The organism is Xanthomonas sacchari, assembly GCF_024266585.1.
Classification (GTDB): domain Bacteria; phylum Pseudomonadota; class Gammaproteobacteria; order Xanthomonadales; family Xanthomonadaceae; genus Xanthomonas_A; species Xanthomonas_A sacchari_C.
The window spans coordinates 3,632,318-3,646,844 of the sequence record NZ_CP100647.1 but is presented as its reverse complement, the minus strand read 5'-3'; the positions used below and the strand labels follow the sequence as shown (position 1 = coordinate 3,646,844).

Here is a 14,527-nt window from a genome sequence, read left to right as displayed (position 1 = left end):
GCAGGGGACCGGATGCCGTTGCACCCGAGTTCAGGGTGCCTGCCGAGGCTACGGGCGACGCCACGACCAATGCGTGCCCGACGTCACGCTCGGGAGGCCGGTTTCGTAGACAGCTGCACACATTGCGTGTGACGGCGGGTTATGCGTGAGGCATAAAAAAGCCCCTCCCGCGTGCGCGGGAGAGGCGATGCGAACGCCGTGACGCGAAGCAGCGCGCGCTCAGCGGCGCCGGTTCGACGGCACGAACTTGTACAGCTTGTTGACCCCGGTGCCGAAGTTGAAGCGGCTGTAGCCGGCCCCCCAGTACACCGCGCCATCGACGATCGCCGGTGCGCTGGACACCGAGCCGCCGGCATCGAAGCTCCACAGGGTGGTGCCGGTCTTCGCGTCGAGGACGGTCATCGCGCCGGACATCGAACCGGCATAGACCAGGCCCGGCGACGACGCCAGCGGGCCGCGGCCGCCGGCGCCGAACGCGGTCTGCACCGGATCGGTGCCCGGCACCTTGACCTGCCACAGGATCTTGCCGCTGCTCGCATCCAGCGCGGCCCAGGAGCCGGCGTTCCAGGTCTCGGTATTGCCCGGCGCCAGCGTGTACGGCGTGTGCCCGTTGTTGTTGATGGCCACGTACACGCGTGAGGCGAACGGATCCACCGACGAGCCCCATTCGATGCCGCCGGCGGTGCCGCCGGGGCCGACCTGGGTCGACCATACGGTCTGTCCGCTGTCGGCATCGAAGGCCCAGTACACGCCGCTCTTCTGCCCGGCGCCGACCAGCGCCTGCGGCTTGCCGTTGCGGATCACCGTGAACAGGTTGGCGCCGCCGCCGCTGAAGTCGTAGTCGGGCCCTTGCGGGTCCTGGCACAGGCCATTGGTCGGCGCGACCAGGCACGACAGCGACCACGCATCGGCGCCCTGCAGGCGGCGCGTCCACACCGGCTTGCCGCTGCGCATGTCCAGCGCCAGTACCGAATCGACGTAGTTGTCCGGCGCCATGCACGCCAGCTGCGCGGTCTTGTCGCCGTTGGCGTTCTTGACGCAGCTGGCCACGTCGGTCGGCACCGAGTAGTTGTTGCCGGTGGTGGCGTAGACGCGCTGGCGCAGCGGGTCGATCGCCAGCGTGCCCCACACCGACGCGCCGGTATAGCCTTCCGGCGTGGTGCGGAAGCTCCACAGCAGCTTGCCGGTCTTCAGGTCCAGGGCGGCGACGCTGCCGCGGAAGGAGTACTTGTAGCCGGCGCTCAGCCCGCCCCAGTCGCCGGAGGAGACGCCGACGTACACGCGGTCGCCGTAGATCACCGGCGAGGCGGTGATGCGTGCCTGCGGGTTGGATTCGACCAGGGTCTTCCACAGCAGCTTGCCGGTGCTCTTGTCGATCGCCAGCACGGTGCCGCTGGCCTGGTCGCCGACCAGGACGCTGTCGCGCGCGATCGCCGGGCTGTTGCGCGACAGCGAGCCGGCGATGCCGGTGTAGTCGGCCAGCTTCACCTGCCACACCGCCGTGCCCAGGTCGGTGTCGATGCGATACAGCTGGCCGCCCCAGTCCGGCACGTACAGCGCCGTGCCCTGCACGGTCGGCGTGGCCGACACGTCGCCCTGGGTGGTGAAGGTCCATGCGGTCTTCAGGCGCGCCGCGTTGGACGGCGTGATCTGCCATTCGCCGGGCGCGAAGCGGGTGTTGAGGAAGCCGCCGCCGGCGCTGTCCCAAAGGCTGTGCGTCGCGAACGGCGTGCCGCCGGAGAACGTGCTGCGCCATTGCACGCTGGCGGCGGTGGTGTCGGCGCTCGCCGCTGCGGTGCCTGCGGACTGTGCCATCGCCATTGCGCTGAACATCAAGCCGGGAATCAGCGCCAGCCGCAGGCGGGAGTGGTTCTGGTGTGCATCACGCGTTTTCATGGATGTCCTTCGGGCTTGGGAGTGAGGATCCCCCCGTCACGTCCGCGGCCATCCTAAAAGTGGAAATCCTTGCGTGTCATGTACTTACGAAAAAGTTAGGGACTGCGCAAAAGGTTGCGGCGATAGCGAGAAACGATGGCGGCAGCATCGCGCTGTCATCGTGCCGGCACACGCGTGACGCACGCCGGTGCCGGCTGCGATGGCCGTCGCGGCCGCGTCTTGCCGGGCATCGACACGGCGCGGCGACGCGCGCAGCCGTGGCGCGTGGCGATAAGCGCCGTCGATCTTCAGTGCGGGATTCGCAGCGTGAGCGCGGGCTGAATCGCGGTGTCGTCCGACGTGTGTGCGCTGCCACTGCGGCAATGCGGCATGGGCGATGCGAGCGCTTGGTTACACTGCGCGATCACCGTTGTCCGCACAAGGAACGCCTCGATGAAATGCCCCTCGCTGTTGTCCATCGCCATCGCGCTGTGCGCCACTGCCGCCGGTGCCGTACAGGCGGCGACGCCCGCGTCCACCGCGGCGCTGGAGGGCAAGGTCGATGCGCTGTACACGCGGGCGCCGGACACGCTCAAGCCCGACGAAGTGAAGGCGATGCAGCAGCGTCTGCTGGACTGGGCGCAACTGCAGCGCTATCGCGCCGACAATGCCGCGCTGCCGGCGCCAGCCGCGAACGCGCCGCGCGTGGTGTTCTACGGCGACTCCATCACCGACGCCTGGGGCCGCCGCGAAGGCACCACGTTCTTCCCCGGCACGTCCGCCTACGTCAACCGCGGCATTTCCGGGCAGACCACCGCGCAGATGCTGGTGCGCTTCCGCCAGGACGTGATCGACCTGAAGCCGGCGGTGGTGGTGATCCTGGCCGGCACCAACGATCTGGCCGGCAATACCGGACTGTCCACGCTGGAGATGATCGAGGACAACCTGCGTTCGATGACCGAACTGGCCCAGGCCCACCACATCAAGGTGGTGCTGGCCTCGGTGCTGCCGGTCACCGACTATCCGTGGCGGCCGGGCCTGCAGCCGGCGCAGAAGGTGCGTGCGCTCAATGCCTGGATGCAGCGCTACGCGCAGCAGCAGGGCGCGGTGTACCTGGACTACTACAGCAAGCTGAGCAACCGCGACGGCGGTATGGACAAGACCGTGGCGATCGACGGCGTGCACCCCAACACCGCCGGCTATGCGGTGATGGCGCCGCTGGCCGAGCAGGCGATCCAGCGCGCGCTGGCGCAGCCCTGAGCCGCCTTGGCCCCTCTCCCCCCCCCCCCCGGGAGAGGGGGTGAGGGTCGGGGCGCGGGCAACAATGATCGGCGAGGCCGCAACCGCAATCGCTCAGAACCGCTCGCCATCCGGCAGATAGCGCCATTCGCCCGGCGCCAGCTTGCCCAACGGAATGCGGCCGATGCGCAGGCGGCGCAGCCCGCTCACCTGCAGTCCGACCTGCGCGCACATGTCGCGCAACTGGCCCGGTTGCACGTGCTTGATCGCAAACCGCAGGCGCTGTTCGCTCTGCCAGCTGACCTTGCACGGCGGCAGCGTGCGCGAGCCATGGCGCAGCCCGTGCGCGAGCCGGTGCAGGCCGTAGGGCTGCAACGTGCCGCTCACCTCCACCACGAATTCCTGCTCCAGCGTGGCCGCGTCCTCGCTCAGCCGCCGCAGCACGCGGCGGTCCTGGCTCAGCACCAGCAGCCCGCTGGCCTCGGTCTCCAGCGGCAATGGCACGCTCAGGCGCAGGAAATGGCGCTTGAGCATGCGCACCTCGCCGGCATCCAGCGCGCTGCGGTGGCCGGGCGTGGCCAGCGCGAGCGCGTCTTCGGCACGCAGTCCGGCCGGTTTGTGCAGCAGCAGCGTGACCGCCTGCGCCGGGCCGAGTTGCGCGTCCGCCGCCAGCGTCACCCGCTGGGTGGTGATCGGGGTCTGCGGCTCCTCGACCACCACGCCGTCGACGCTGACCCAGCCGCCCTCGATGTACTGCTGCGCCTCGCCGCGCGAACACGGCAGCAGGGCGGCGAGATGCTTGTCGAGACGGACGGGGCTGGACATCGGCACTGCAACGATCGGTCGGGGGCGCAGTGTACGGGCCGCGAGCGGGCGCCGCCACGCGGCGGCGTCTCAGCGCGCGTCCAGTTCCAGCTGGGTCAGGTACAGGCGCAGGTCGAATTCCAGCCGGTGGTAGTCCGGCACCATGTGCAGGCACAGCTGATATAAGGCCTTGTTGTGCGCGCTTTCCTTCAGGTGCGCCAGTTCGTGGGCGACGATCATCGGCAGGAAGGACGCCGGCGCATCGCGGAACACGCCGGCGATGCGGATCTCGCGGCTGGCCTTGAGCTTGCCGCCCTGCACCCGCGACACCGTGGTGTGGGTGCCCAGCGCGTGCTTCACCGCCTGCAGGCGATTGTCGTAGCTCACCTTGTGCAACGGCTCGGCGCTGCGCATGCAGCGGTCCTTCAGCGCCTGGGTGTAGTCGTACAGCTGGCGGTCGGTGCGTACCGCGTTGGCCTCGGGGTAGCGGCTGCGCAACCAGTCGCCCAGGCGCTGGCGCGCGATCAGCTCGCGCACCTGGTCCAGGACCTGGGGTGGGTAGCCGACGAGATAGCGCAGTGTGTCCATGCCGCCACCTTAGCGTGCCGCGCGTTGCACGCGTAACCGCCGCGGTCCTGCGGCTTCGCGGGCGGGTGCCGGCGCTGCGGGTATCATGCGCTTTCCGAATCCGAGTCCGTGGACGCTTCCGATGCGCAATCCCCTGCAGGAGCAACTGCTCAAGGCCGGCCTGGTGAAGAAGAGCCAGGTGGCGCAGGTCGCGCGCGAGCAGGCCAAGGCGCGCCAGGGCAAGACCCCGCCGCCGCCCAGCGCCGAGCAGCGCGAGAGCGAGCGGCTGCGGCAGGAGCGGGTGGAGCGCGACCGGGCGCTGTCGGCCGAGCGCAATGCCCAGGCCCGCGTGCAGGAGCAGCGCGCGCAGGCGCGGCAACTGGTCGAGAGCCACAAGCTCAAGGCCGACGGCGAGATCGACTACCACTTCACCGATGCCGGCAAGATCCAGCGGCTGCGGGTGGATGCGGCCTTGCGCGCGCAGCTGATCGCCGGCAGCGTGGTGATCGCGCGGCTGGATGCCGGCTACGTGCCGATTCCGCGCGCGGTGGTGGAGAAGATCGTGGGCCGCGACCCGGCGACCATCGCGTTCGACGCGCTGGCGGCACCGCCGGCCAGCGGCGAGGACGATCCCTACTACGCCCGCTTCCAGGTGCCGGACGACCTGATCTGGTGAGGCGGGCGCCGCGCGGCGCCCCATGAACGTCCTGGGAAGGTGAAGCCGGCGTGCATTGCATTCGCCGGCGCCGGCCGCATCATCCAGGCAAGGCAACAGTGCGGAGACGACCATGGCCACTGGGTGGGCAGGCGACGGCGCGGTGCAGGACCAGATCGATGCGACCGTCGAGGATGCGATCAAGCGGGCGCGCAGCCAATTGCCGCAGGGCCCGGGACTGAGCCATTGCGAGGACTGCGCCGCGCCGATCCCCGAGGCGCGGCGCAAGGCGGTGCCGGGCGTGCGCCTGTGCGTGGCCTGCCAGGACGCGCAGGACCGCGCGCAGCACGAGCACAGCGGCTACAACCGCCGCGGCAGCAAGGACAGCCAGCTGCGTTGACGCTCAGTGGGCGCGGTCGGCGCCCGGCGTCGGCTGCGCATGCAGCGCGATGTTGAGCTGATCGACCACGATTGCCCAGTCGGCGTCTTCCAGGCGCTCCTCGCGCAGCAGTTGCGCCTGCGCCGGCGTCCAGAACGGCGCCTCTTCCAGACGCATGGCATCGGGCAGCGGTGCGTGCTGGGCGATGAACCGGCGGATCTCCGGCTCGCTGTTGGGCAGGCCGAGCTGGGCGAAGAGGTCGGCGAACGGGTGAATGGCGGGTTCCATGCGGTACCTGGTCGGAAAGAGGAGAGGGCCGCGCGAGGCGACTGGCGTGGACCATACCCGCTGCGCCATGTGCGTGGCGTCAGCGTGGGGCCGTCGCGGCGCTCAGCCCAGTCCGGACGGAACCGGATGGCCGCGCCAGCGGCGCGTGCTGCGCTGGAAGAACAGGCTGTTGGGGATCTGCAGCACGCTCTCGCCGTCGCCGTCGCGTTCCTCGCGCAGCGTGGTGTAGATCAGGTTGATGTCGATCACCTGGCCCTTCAGGCCCGGCTTCTCGCCGTTCTCCAGCAACTCGATGTGGTCGTGCAGGCGGAACGGCCGCGTGGTGAAGATCAGCAGCGCGCAGAAGATGTTGGACAGCACGCTCCAGGCGGCGAAGAACGCCACGGCCGCGACCGCGGCGAACCCGGTGAAGGCGGTCCACAGCACGGTGCCGGAGACGCCGAAGCGGTCCAGGATCAGCAGCAGCGCCGCGGCGTAGATGACGAAGCCGCTGCCGCGGCGGGCCATCATCACCAGCTCCGGCGGCAGCGCGTAGTGTTCGCCCAGGCGTCGGATCAGCCGCCGCAGCACGGTGCGCAGCAGCCAGGCGCCAAGCACGATCAGCACGATCTGCGCGCCGGGCACGATCACGTCGAGCCAGCGGTGGGTCCAGGGCGGCAGCAGGGTATGCAGCGAGGGCATCGCACATCGGAGAACGCAGGGGAGCCGCGATGGTCGCAAGCGTGGCCGTTGCGGGCAAGTGCGGGAGCGGGCCGCGCGCGGCACCGCGATGCGGCAGTCAGGTGGCACGCTCCAGTGCGTCCCACTGGGCGTCGGTGACGTCCGGCAACGCCTCCAGCGCAGGTTTGGCGAACAGATAGCCCTGGTAGAGATCGATGCCCAGCGCGCGCAGCGCGTGGTACTCGGCGGGCGTCTCCACGCCCTCGGCGAGCACGCGGCAACCCAGCGGCGCGGCCATCGCGACGATGCCGCCGACGATGTGGCGGCGCGCGGCACTGGCGTCGATGCCGCGGATCAGCGCCATGTCCAGCTTGATCAGGTGCGGCTGGAAATCGGCGAGCAGGGTCAGGCCGGAGTGGCCGGCGCCGAAATCGTCGATCGCGGTGAGAAAGCCGCGCTGCGCGTAGTCACGCAGGATGCGCACGACCTTGGGCAGGTCGGCGATGCGTTCGGACTCGCTCAACTCGAAGATCAGGTCGCCGGTCGGCACGCCGAAGTGCTCGGCCGCCTTCAGGGTCAGGCGGATGCAGGTCGCCGGCTCGTACACCGCATTGGGAATGAAGTTGATCGACAGGCGCGTGCGCAGGCCCAGGCGTGCGGCGGTGGCGATCGCCTGCACCCGGCAGGTCTGGTCGAAGCGGTACAGCTGCTCGGGGCGCACCCGCGCCAGCACCTCCGCCGCGCCGCTGCCGTCCTCGCCGCGCACCAGCGCCTCGTAGGCGTAGAGCGAGCGGGTGGCGGCATCGACGATCGGCTGGAACGCCATGCGCACGGCGAAATCCAGCGGCTCGCCATCGCGGCAGTTGCCGCAGGCGGGCTGGCCGAGTTCCGCGGACAGGGAGCGCAGGAGCATGCCGAACCGAGACGAGGGGAGAGATCGCAGTATGCGCCTGCCTCGTGAAGACGGCGCCGTGCTTTCCTGGCCTGGCCTGGCGCCTGCCAGGCCCGCCCCGACGCGCCGTCGCGGTGCGCGCCCGTGGCGGTGTGGATCCCTCGGGCATGCGCAAGCGTCCGTTGCCGCGTTGTTCCTGGTCTCCTTGGCACGCGCAATGCAGCGTGGCGTGCCCGGGGGACGAGGGCGCGCCTAGCCGGCGTCGGCGACGTCGACCTTCTTCAGCACGCGGGTGGTGCCGAGTACCTCGACCCGGCCGCCGGCGCGGTGGAACGCGGCCAGGTCGGCCTCGATGCGCTCGCGGCTGAGGCCCTTCTGCGCCTTGTCGGCGGTGCTGGCGCCGCGTGCGTTTCTGGCGCTGGGCGAAGCGGTGTTGCTGGTGGGGCGTGCCATGCTGGAACTCCTGCAGTCAGTACATCGTCAGGGGAATGCCGCGGGTCAACTGCTCGTGGTGGGTGCGGCGGATGTCGCGGCAGTACGGGCCGGCCATCGCGAACTTGCGGCAGATCGCCGGGCGCAGTTCGTAGATCGAACAGCACATGCGTGCGCCGTCCACCGCCACGCACCAGCCGTCCTCGTCGCGCGCCATCACATGCAGGCCTTCGCGGGTATGCTCGGTGAGATGCTCGGGGACGCGGTCGTCCGGCATCACCAGCACGGTCAGGCGGCAGCAGATCGCGTCGCAGCGGTCGCAGGCGATGCCGGTGTCGGTCGCGTCCCGCGCGGCCGCGCTCATGCGTGACCACCGCGATCGGGTGCCATGGGGCGGCATGGAGGCGGGGGCGGCAGGGCCAGACGCTCGGCGTGGAGCGTGGCAGGGGCGAAGGACATGGCGCTCCGGATGGATCCGGCCCGCAGCGGGACGGAGGTTGGCGCGAGGAGGAGGCGAGTCGGGCGACAGAAACGGCCGGACGAGACGCGCGTGGCGATAGGACGCTGAAGCGTGGGGCCATGCTACGCCAGTTGCTGCGGCGCAGTGTGAACGGTGCCAGCCGCGCGGCGGCGCCGGCGGTGCGGCAGGCCGGTCGCAGGCGCCGGGGCGCGTGGCCCGCCTGCGCGGCGCTAGGCCTGCGCCGCGGCCAGCGCCAGGCCCTGCACCACGCCGAACGAGGGGTCGCCGTGGACCAGGCGCGCCTGCGGGAAGGCGGCGGCGACCAGGCGCTGCAGATACCCGGCGCGCGACATGCCGCCGGTCAGGAACACCGCGGCCGGCTCGCCGCCGATGTCCTGGCGCACCTGCGCCAGCAGTTCCTGCAGCGCCTCCAGGTAGCTGCGTGCGGCCTGCACCAGTTCCTCGGCCTGCACCTGCACCTGCAGCCCCGTTTCGATGTAGTCCAGCGTTTCCTCGTGCCGCTCGGCGTCGCTGAGGCGGATCTTGCTGCGCTCCACCGCGCGGTACAGGCGGGCGGTGTTGCCCGGTTCCTGCAACGCCCGCAGGCGCGTGTCGTACGGCGCCGGCACGGCGTCGTAGCGGTGCTGGCGGAAATCGCGCTGGCGGGTGGTGTCCTGCACCATCGCCGCTTCGACGTAGTGGTGCGAGGGCACGCGGGTGAGGCCGCGGCCGAACTGTGGCATGAACCCGGCCAGGCTCAGCGCCAGGTCGATGTCGGTACCGCCGCGCGGGATGCCCCAGGCACGGTGCACCTGCGGCGGAGCGTCGCCGCCGACGCTGGCGTAGGCGATGTCGGTGGTGCCGCCGCCGATGTCCACCACCACCGCGGCGTGGCGTTCGCGGCTGACCGCGTGGTAGTGCATCGCCGCGGCGGCCGGCTCCTCCAGGAAGGCGACCTCGTCGAATCCCGCGGTGATCGCCGCGCCGTGCAGGATCTCCAGCGCCTGCGCGTTGCCGGCCTCGCCGATCGAGCTGCGGAACTGCACCGGGCGCCCGAGCAGGGCGCGGCGCACCTGCACGCCCAGTTGCTGCGAGGCGGTCAGGCGGATGTGTTCGAGAATGTGCGCGGCGATGCCGGCGATGGTCTGGCGCGCGCGCGGATGCAGGTTGTAGCCCAGCATCGACTTGGGGCTCTGCACCAGGTTGCCTTCGCCCTCGACGAAGTACGCGTCCAGCGCGGCATCGCCGTAGACCGCGTTCTGCAGCAGCGCCGCGGAACTGCGCGGCTCGCGCATCTGCGCTTCCATCCACTGCCGGCGCACCACCCGGATCGCGTCGCGGCGCAGCGCCTCGGGGCTGCGTTCGCGCCCGGCCGCGAGCGCATCGCGGCGGCCGGCCTCGATCAGCTCGTCCACCTGCCGTTCTAGCGCCGGGGTCAGGTCGAACTCGGCCGGGTCGCGCATCACCTCGGGGAAGTACACCGTGGTGCGGAACTGCTGTTGCGCGCCGAAGTCGATCGGCACCACGCGGCCGTCGATCACCGCGGCGGCGGCGGAATTGCTGGTGCCGAAGTCGATACCGAGGCGCATGACGGTGCCGGGGGCGGGAGGGGCCGCGCACTGTGGGGCAAGCCGCGGCGCGACGCAAGCGCGGCCGAAAAACGCACGAGGCCCGCATCGGCGGGCCTCGTGGGGAAAGGCGGAACCGGGTCGCTTACAGCGCGGCGCCGGCGTGGCCCTGGTTCTTTTCCTGCTCGGTGGCCTCGCGCACGCCGGCCACTTCCACCGCGAAATGCAGCACCTGCCCGGCCAGCGGGTGGTTGCCGTCGATGGTCACCAGTTCGTCGCCGACCTCGGTGACGGTAACCAGCAGCGGGCCCTGGTCGGTCTGCGCCTGGAACTGCATGCCCGGCGCCAGCGACTCGGCATCCGGGAACGAACCGCGCGGCACCTGCTGCACCAGTTGTTCGTGGCGCGGGCCGTAGCCTTCGGCCGGGATCACGTCGGCGGTGACCGATTCGCCGGTGCGCTTGCCGGTCAGCGCCTTCTCCAGGCCCGGCACTATGTTGCCGGCGCCGTGCAGGTAGCTCAGCGGATTGTCCGGCGAGGACTGGTCGATCACCTCGCCCGCATCGTCGGTCAGGGTGTAGTGGATGGTGGCGACAAGCCCGTTGGCGATCTCCATGGGAAACCTCGTTCAGTGAGTAAGGGGGGATACGCCGGCACAGTCACAGCGCGATGAGAGGGTGCTACCCGGCTACCCTAACGAAAAGCGCCGTGGCGCCGCAAGTCGCCGCTGGTGCGGCGCATTCAGCCCGGCGGCGGCCGGCGCAGCGCGGTGCGCCGCGCCAGCCAGGTCTCCGGGGTCTGCGGCTTGACGAACAGGGCCTGCAGTTCCGGATGCTCGGCGCGCGCGGCGGCCTCGATGCGCTCGATGCAGGCTTCGATCTGCGCGGTGCTGCGCTGGTCCTCGAACTCGGCGCTGAGCGCGGCCACCACCTGGTCCGGCCCCATCTGCACGCTGAGCACGCCGTTGACCGCGCACACGTCCGGATCGGCCGCGGCGATCCGGCGCAACGCGTCGCCGAGCGGGCGCGCCGCCGGCTCGCCGATCAACAGGCCCTTGGTCTCGCGCGCCAGCACGAACGCCGAGCAGGCCAGCACCGCGGCGATGCCGATCGAGGCCACGCCATCCAGTGCCGGCATGTCCAGCCACTGCGCGGCGAGCAGGCCGGCCAGCGCGATCAGCAGGCCGATCAGCGCCGCGCTGTCCTCCACCAGCACGGTGAACAGGCTCGGGTCCTTGCTCTCGCGGAATGCCTGCACATAGCTCAGGCGGCCTTTGCGCGCCCGGAACTCGCGCAGCGACACCCACCACGAGCCGCCTTCGAACAGCAGCGACAGCCCCAGCACGATGTAGTTGAGGGTGTGGTCGCTGGCCGGCTGCGGATCGCGGATGTGGGCGATGCCCTCGTACAGCGACACGCCGGCGCCCAGCGCGAACACCAGCAGGGCGACGATGAAACTCCAGAAGTACAGTTCGCGCCCGTGGCCGAACGGGTGGGTGGCGTCGGCCGGGCGCGCGGCGCGGCGCAGGCCGTACAGCAGCAACAGCTCGTTGACCGTGTCCACCAGCGAATGCACGCCTTCGCTGAGCATCGCCGAACTGCCCGAGATCGCCGCGGCGACGAACTTGGCGATGGCGATGGCCAGATTGCCGGCGAGCGCGGCGTAGATGGCGAGACGGGACCCGGATGAGGCGGACATGGCGTTCCTGCGGCTGGCGCGGCCGCACGGCGGCACGGGGCGGGCGACTACAATAGGCGGCTTCCCGTTGTCACCGTATCAAGGACTCCCCATGCCCGCCGCACCCGCCTGCCCGCAATGCACCCTGGAAAACACCTATGTCGACGGCGCCAACTGGGTCTGCGCGGACTGCGGCCACGAGTGGTCGGTCGCGGCCGAGGCCGCCAACGACGCGGCGACGGTGGTGCGCGACAGCAACGGCAACGTGCTGCAGGCCGGCGACACGGTGGTGGTGATCAAGGACCTGAAGGTCAAGGGCGCGTCGATCCCGCTCAAGCAGGGCACGGTGATCCGCGGTATCCGCCTGGTCGAGGACGATGCCGAGCACATCGAAGGCAATTCGGACAAGATCAAGGGCCTGGTGCTGAAGACCTGCTTCCTGCGCAAGGCGTGAGTCGCCGACGCGGCGGGGCGCCGCGCCGCGCGCCATGCAAGACGCGCGGCGGCGGCGCGCCGGCTCAGCCGCTGCGCGCCCAGGCGCGCGCCGGCAGCGCGAGGATCCAGGCCGCGCACAACAGCGCCAAGGCGCTCCATGGCAGCGCAGCGACCCCGTAGCGCTGCAACAGCGCGCCGCCGAGTCCGCCGCCGACGGCGATCGCCAGGTTCCAGGTGGTGACGATCAGCGATTGCGCCAGATCGGCGGCAGCGCCGGCGCGGCGCGCCATCGCGGTCTGGAACAGCGTGGCGCAGCCGCCGAAGGCCAATCCCCACAGCGCCAGCGCCGTCGCCACCAGCGTCGGCGCCCGTGGCCACAGCGCCAGCGCGAGTGCCGCCAGCGCGAACAGCGTGATGCTCGCCAGCAGCAGCGGCCGCAGCCAGCGGTCGATCCACACCCCGACTCCGACGATGCCGAGCAGCGCGCTCAGCCCGAACAGCAGCAGGTAACGGTCCAGCGCGGGCTCGGGCTCGATCCGCGCCAGCAGCGGCGCCACGTAGGTGTAGAGCAGGTTGTGCGCCAATACGAACGGCAGCAGCGTCGCCAGCACCTGGCCGACCCCGGGCAGCGCCATGACCCGGCGCAGCGGCAGTTGCGCCTGCGGCGCCTGGCCGGCGAAGTCCGGTACCGCGGCGCGCACCCAGGCGAGCAGCGTCAGGCTCAGCAGCGACATCGCGCCGAACGCCCAGCGCCAGCCCAGATGCTGCCCGAGCAGGGTCCCGGCCGGAATGCCCAAGGCCAGTGCCAGCGGCGTGCCGATCATCGCCACCGCGATCGCGCGGCCCTGCTGTGCCGGCGCCGCCATGCGGCTGGCGTGGCCGGCAAGCAAGGCCCACAGCAGGCCGGCGCTGACGCCGGCGAGCAGGCGTGCGGCCAGGATCAACGCGTAGTCGCCGGATAGCGCGGTGACCGTGTTGGCGACGGCGAAGCCGGCGATGGCCAGCAGCAGCAACGGCCGCCGGCGCCAGCGCCGGGTCGCGCTGGTCAGCGGGATCGCGGCCAGCAGCGAGCCCAACGCGTAGACGCTGACCAGTTGCCCGATCCATGCCGCCTCGACCTGCAGCCCCACCGCCATCGCCGGCAGCAGGCCGGCCGGCAGCGTCTCGGTGAGGATGGTCACGAACCCGGCGCAGGCCAGCGCGAGCAGGCCGCTCCAGGGCAGGCGCGGCGCGGCCTGCGGCAGCGCGGCGTCCCGACGCGGTGCCGGCGCCACGCCGTTCATGCGCCCGCGCCGCGCAGCGCGGCATACGCCGCATCGCGCAGCTGCCCGACGAACGCGCCGGACATGCCCTCGTAGAGCGTGTTGGTCAGCGCCACCACGCTCAACTCCCGGGCCGGGTCGACGAACCAGCTATGCCCGTAGGCGCCGCCCCAGCGCCAGCTACCGGGCGCTTCCGGGGTCGCGGTCGGCCGTGGGTCGCGCAGCACCGAAAAGCCCAGGCCGTAGCCCCAGCCCGGTGCGTCCGGCGGACCGAGTTCGCCGACCTGGGCGCGGCCCATCTCTGCGACCAGCGCAGCCGGCAGCAGCGGCGCGCCGCCGCCCCGCAGCGTCTCCAGCAGTCGCAGCACGTCGCCGGCAGTGCCGACCATGCCGGCGCCAGCCGACGCGAACGCGTTGCGGTCCAGCGCGCGCGAGGGATGGAAGACGATGCCGGCGCCGTCGGCAAACGGCGCGACCACTTCGCCTTCGCCCAGCCGATGCGGCGCAGGCCGGCCGTTGACGTAAGGCACCGCCAGGGTGGCGGCGTCCTCGGCATGGAAGGCAGTGGCCCGCATCTCCAGCGGGGCGGTGACCAACGCATGGACCAGCTGCGCCAGCGGCTGGCCGCTGGCCGCCTGCAGCAACGCACCGGCGACGTCGATCGACAGCGAATAGCCCCAGCCGCTGCCCGGCGCGTACTGCAGCGGGACCTGCGCCAGCCGCCGCAGGTTCTCTTCCAGGCTCAGGCCGCTGTTGTCCATCCCGTCCGAGACGCCGGCGCGCGCAAGCGGGCCGCCTTCGGGTTCGAGGAAGCGGTAGCCGAATCCGGCGCTGTGGCTGAGCAGTTGGCGCAGGCTGATGTCCGGCACCTGGCCGTCGGCTAGGGCGGGGCGGAACCACGGCAGCCAGCGTGCGATCGGCGCGTCCAGGCTCAGGCGGCCCTGCGCCACCAGCGCCAACGCCGCAGTGGCGACGATCAGTTTGCTGACCGAGGCCAGGCGGAAGCGGGTCTCCTCATGCATCGGCCGCTGCGCCTCGCGGTCGGCCCAGCCGGCTGCGCGGCGGTAGACGCAGGCGCCGCGATGGGCGACCAGCACCACCGCACCGACCAGCCGCTGTTGCTGCAGGGCGGCGTCGATCGCGGCATCCAGCGGCGCGGCCTGGTGGGGCGACAGCGGTGGCTGCGCAGGGGAGGGAAACGCGGAGGCAGTGGTAGAAGAGGCGGGCATGGGCGCAGCGCTCGGTGAAGGGAGCTGCAGCGTGGACGCCTGCCGATTGCGGAAAAAGACGGGTAGAGTTCCTGGCTGCAAGGACACGAATGTCCGCAATGGGGG

General features: G+C 71.2%; 17 protein-coding genes. 4 read left to right on the top strand and 13 right to left on the bottom strand.

The window, feature by feature from the left end; all coding sequences use genetic code 11:
• Nucleotides 1-219 precede the first annotated feature (219 nt).
• A complete protein-coding gene (locus NKJ47_RS15160) occupies nucleotides 220-1,896 on the bottom strand; it encodes a PQQ-binding-like beta-propeller repeat protein (protein ID WP_429002441.1) in 1,677 nt (558 codons plus the stop codon).
• A gap of 432 nt (nucleotides 1,897-2,328) precedes the next feature.
• Here NKJ47_RS15160 and NKJ47_RS15155 point away from each other — a divergent pair, with 432 nt between their 5' ends.
• A complete protein-coding gene (locus NKJ47_RS15155; RefSeq protein WP_254458665.1) occupies nucleotides 2,329-3,135 on the top strand; it encodes an SGNH/GDSL hydrolase family protein in 807 nt (268 codons plus the stop codon).
• Between the two features lie 93 nt (nucleotides 3,136-3,228).
• On the opposite strand, the gene NKJ47_RS15150 is transcribed toward NKJ47_RS15155, so the two are convergent.
• Nucleotides 3,229-3,939 (bottom strand): rRNA pseudouridine synthase, encoded by a 711-nt coding sequence (locus tag NKJ47_RS15150; protein WP_254458664.1) that lies wholly within the window; start codon nucleotides 3,937-3,939, stop codon nucleotides 3,229-3,231.
• A 69-nt stretch (nucleotides 3,940-4,008) separates the two neighbouring features.
• Nucleotides 4,009-4,506 carry a YgjP-like metallopeptidase domain-containing protein gene (locus NKJ47_RS15145; RefSeq protein WP_254458663.1) on the bottom strand — a complete coding sequence of 166 codons (498 nt, stop codon included), beginning with the start codon at nucleotides 4,504-4,506 and terminating at the stop codon, nucleotides 4,009-4,011.
• 121 nt (nucleotides 4,507-4,627) lie between these two features.
• On the opposite strand from NKJ47_RS15145, the gene NKJ47_RS15140 reads away from it, so the two are divergent.
• A complete protein-coding gene (locus NKJ47_RS15140) occupies nucleotides 4,628-5,161 on the top strand; it encodes a DUF2058 domain-containing protein (protein WP_254458662.1) in 534 nt (177 codons plus the stop codon).
• Between the two features lie 112 nt (nucleotides 5,162-5,273).
• Nucleotides 5,274-5,540 carry a DksA/TraR family C4-type zinc finger protein gene (locus tag NKJ47_RS15135; protein ID WP_254458661.1) on the top strand — a complete coding sequence of 89 codons (267 nt, stop codon included), beginning with the start codon at nucleotides 5,274-5,276 and terminating at the stop codon, nucleotides 5,538-5,540.
• Nucleotides 5,541-5,543: 3 nt separating this feature from the next.
• Here the strand turns inward: NKJ47_RS15135 and NKJ47_RS15130 are convergent, their stop codons facing one another.
• The 8 genes from NKJ47_RS15130 to NKJ47_RS15095 all read right to left on the bottom strand — a co-directional run bounded on the left by NKJ47_RS15130 (nucleotide 5,544) and on the right by NKJ47_RS15095 (nucleotide 11,517).
• Nucleotides 5,544-5,807: a DUF2789 domain-containing protein gene (locus NKJ47_RS15130; protein ID WP_254458660.1), complete on the bottom strand. Its 264-nt coding sequence runs from the start codon at nucleotides 5,805-5,807 to the stop codon at nucleotides 5,544-5,546.
• Between the two features lie 102 nt (nucleotides 5,808-5,909).
• Nucleotides 5,910-6,488 (bottom strand): mechanosensitive ion channel family protein, encoded by a 579-nt coding sequence (locus NKJ47_RS15125; protein WP_254458659.1) that lies wholly within the window; start codon nucleotides 6,486-6,488, stop codon nucleotides 5,910-5,912.
• A 97-nt stretch (nucleotides 6,489-6,585) separates the two neighbouring features.
• Entirely contained in the window at nucleotides 6,586-7,380 is a 795-nt protein-coding gene (locus NKJ47_RS15120; protein WP_254458658.1) for an EAL domain-containing protein, read from the bottom strand.
• Between the two features lie 231 nt (nucleotides 7,381-7,611).
• On the bottom strand, nucleotides 7,612-7,812 hold the full coding sequence (locus tag NKJ47_RS15115; RefSeq protein WP_254458657.1) for a hypothetical protein: 201 nt from the start codon (nucleotides 7,810-7,812) through the stop codon (nucleotides 7,612-7,614).
• 16 nt (nucleotides 7,813-7,828) lie between these two features.
• Nucleotides 7,829-8,155 (bottom strand): YkgJ family cysteine cluster protein, encoded by a 327-nt coding sequence (locus NKJ47_RS15110; RefSeq protein WP_307551560.1) that lies wholly within the window; start codon nucleotides 8,153-8,155, stop codon nucleotides 7,829-7,831.
• A 326-nt stretch (nucleotides 8,156-8,481) separates the two neighbouring features.
• Complete coding sequence (locus NKJ47_RS15105; RefSeq protein WP_254458655.1) at nucleotides 8,482-9,840, bottom strand: Hsp70 family protein; 1,359 nt, start codon at nucleotides 9,838-9,840, stop codon at nucleotides 8,482-8,484.
• 124 nt (nucleotides 9,841-9,964) lie between these two features.
• Complete coding sequence (locus tag NKJ47_RS15100; RefSeq protein ID WP_254458654.1) at nucleotides 9,965-10,435, bottom strand: FKBP-type peptidyl-prolyl cis-trans isomerase; 471 nt, start codon at nucleotides 10,433-10,435, stop codon at nucleotides 9,965-9,967.
• Between the two features lie 125 nt (nucleotides 10,436-10,560).
• Nucleotides 10,561-11,517: a cation diffusion facilitator family transporter gene (locus tag NKJ47_RS15095; RefSeq protein WP_254458653.1), complete on the bottom strand. Its 957-nt coding sequence runs from the start codon at nucleotides 11,515-11,517 to the stop codon at nucleotides 10,561-10,563.
• Nucleotides 11,518-11,608: 91 nt separating this feature from the next.
• Here NKJ47_RS15095 and NKJ47_RS15090 point away from each other — a divergent pair, with 91 nt between their 5' ends.
• On the top strand, nucleotides 11,609-11,950 hold the full coding sequence (locus NKJ47_RS15090) for a zinc ribbon domain-containing protein YjdM (protein ID WP_254458652.1): 342 nt from the start codon (nucleotides 11,609-11,611) through the stop codon (nucleotides 11,948-11,950).
• Nucleotides 11,951-12,014: 64 nt separating this feature from the next.
• Here NKJ47_RS15090 and NKJ47_RS15085 read toward each other — a convergent pair whose 3' ends face one another.
• Together NKJ47_RS15085 and NKJ47_RS15080 are read right to left on the bottom strand one after the other, a co-directional pair.
• Nucleotides 12,015-13,214, bottom strand: coding sequence for an MFS transporter (locus tag NKJ47_RS15085; protein WP_254458651.1), 1,200 nt, complete (start codon nucleotides 13,212-13,214; stop codon nucleotides 12,015-12,017).
• Nucleotides 13,211-14,422, bottom strand: a complete 1,212-nt coding sequence (locus NKJ47_RS15080) for a serine hydrolase domain-containing protein (protein ID WP_254458650.1) — start codon at nucleotides 14,420-14,422, stop codon at nucleotides 13,211-13,213. Before NKJ47_RS15080 ends, NKJ47_RS15085 begins: the two co-directional genes overlap by 4 nt.
• Nucleotides 14,423-14,527: the final 105 nt, after the last annotated feature.

What these genes read in the sequence shown, in the direction of transcription:
- NKJ47_RS15160 (WP_429002441.1), bottom strand. Translation starts at nt 1,896, where the DNA reads ATGAAAACGCGTGATGCACACCAGAACCACTCCCGCCTGCGGCTGGCG.
- NKJ47_RS15155 (WP_254458665.1), top strand. Translation starts at nt 2,329, where the DNA reads ATGAAATGCCCCTCGCTGTTGTCCATCGCCATCGCGCTGTGCGCCACT.
- NKJ47_RS15150 (WP_254458664.1), bottom strand. Translation starts at nt 3,939, where the DNA reads ATGTCCAGCCCCGTCCGTCTCGACAAGCATCTCGCCGCCCTGCTGCCG.
- NKJ47_RS15145 (WP_254458663.1), bottom strand. Translation starts at nt 4,506, where the DNA reads ATGGACACACTGCGCTATCTCGTCGGCTACCCACCCCAGGTCCTGGAC.
- NKJ47_RS15140 (WP_254458662.1), top strand. Translation starts at nt 4,628, where the DNA reads ATGCGCAATCCCCTGCAGGAGCAACTGCTCAAGGCCGGCCTGGTGAAG.
- NKJ47_RS15135 (WP_254458661.1), top strand. Translation starts at nt 5,274, where the DNA reads ATGGCCACTGGGTGGGCAGGCGACGGCGCGGTGCAGGACCAGATCGAT.
- NKJ47_RS15130 (WP_254458660.1), bottom strand. Translation starts at nt 5,807, where the DNA reads ATGGAACCCGCCATTCACCCGTTCGCCGACCTCTTCGCCCAGCTCGGC.
- NKJ47_RS15125 (WP_254458659.1), bottom strand. Translation starts at nt 6,488, where the DNA reads ATGCCCTCGCTGCATACCCTGCTGCCGCCCTGGACCCACCGCTGGCTC.
- NKJ47_RS15120 (WP_254458658.1), bottom strand. Translation starts at nt 7,380, where the DNA reads ATGCTCCTGCGCTCCCTGTCCGCGGAACTCGGCCAGCCCGCCTGCGGC.
- NKJ47_RS15115 (WP_254458657.1), bottom strand. Translation starts at nt 7,812, where the DNA reads ATGGCACGCCCCACCAGCAACACCGCTTCGCCCAGCGCCAGAAACGCA.
- NKJ47_RS15110 (WP_307551560.1), bottom strand. Translation starts at nt 8,155, where the DNA reads ATGAGCGCGGCCGCGCGGGACGCGACCGACACCGGCATCGCCTGCGAC.
- NKJ47_RS15105 (WP_254458655.1), bottom strand. Translation starts at nt 9,840, where the DNA reads ATGCGCCTCGGTATCGACTTCGGCACCAGCAATTCCGCCGCCGCCGCG.
- NKJ47_RS15100 (WP_254458654.1), bottom strand. Translation starts at nt 10,435, where the DNA reads ATGGAGATCGCCAACGGGCTTGTCGCCACCATCCACTACACCCTGACC.
- NKJ47_RS15095 (WP_254458653.1), bottom strand. Translation starts at nt 11,517, where the DNA reads ATGTCCGCCTCATCCGGGTCCCGTCTCGCCATCTACGCCGCGCTCGCC.
- NKJ47_RS15090 (WP_254458652.1), top strand. Translation starts at nt 11,609, where the DNA reads ATGCCCGCCGCACCCGCCTGCCCGCAATGCACCCTGGAAAACACCTAT.
- NKJ47_RS15085 (WP_254458651.1), bottom strand. Translation starts at nt 13,214, where the DNA reads ATGAACGGCGTGGCGCCGGCACCGCGTCGGGACGCCGCGCTGCCGCAG.
- NKJ47_RS15080 (WP_254458650.1), bottom strand. Translation starts at nt 14,422, where the DNA reads ATGCCCGCCTCTTCTACCACTGCCTCCGCGTTTCCCTCCCCTGCGCAG.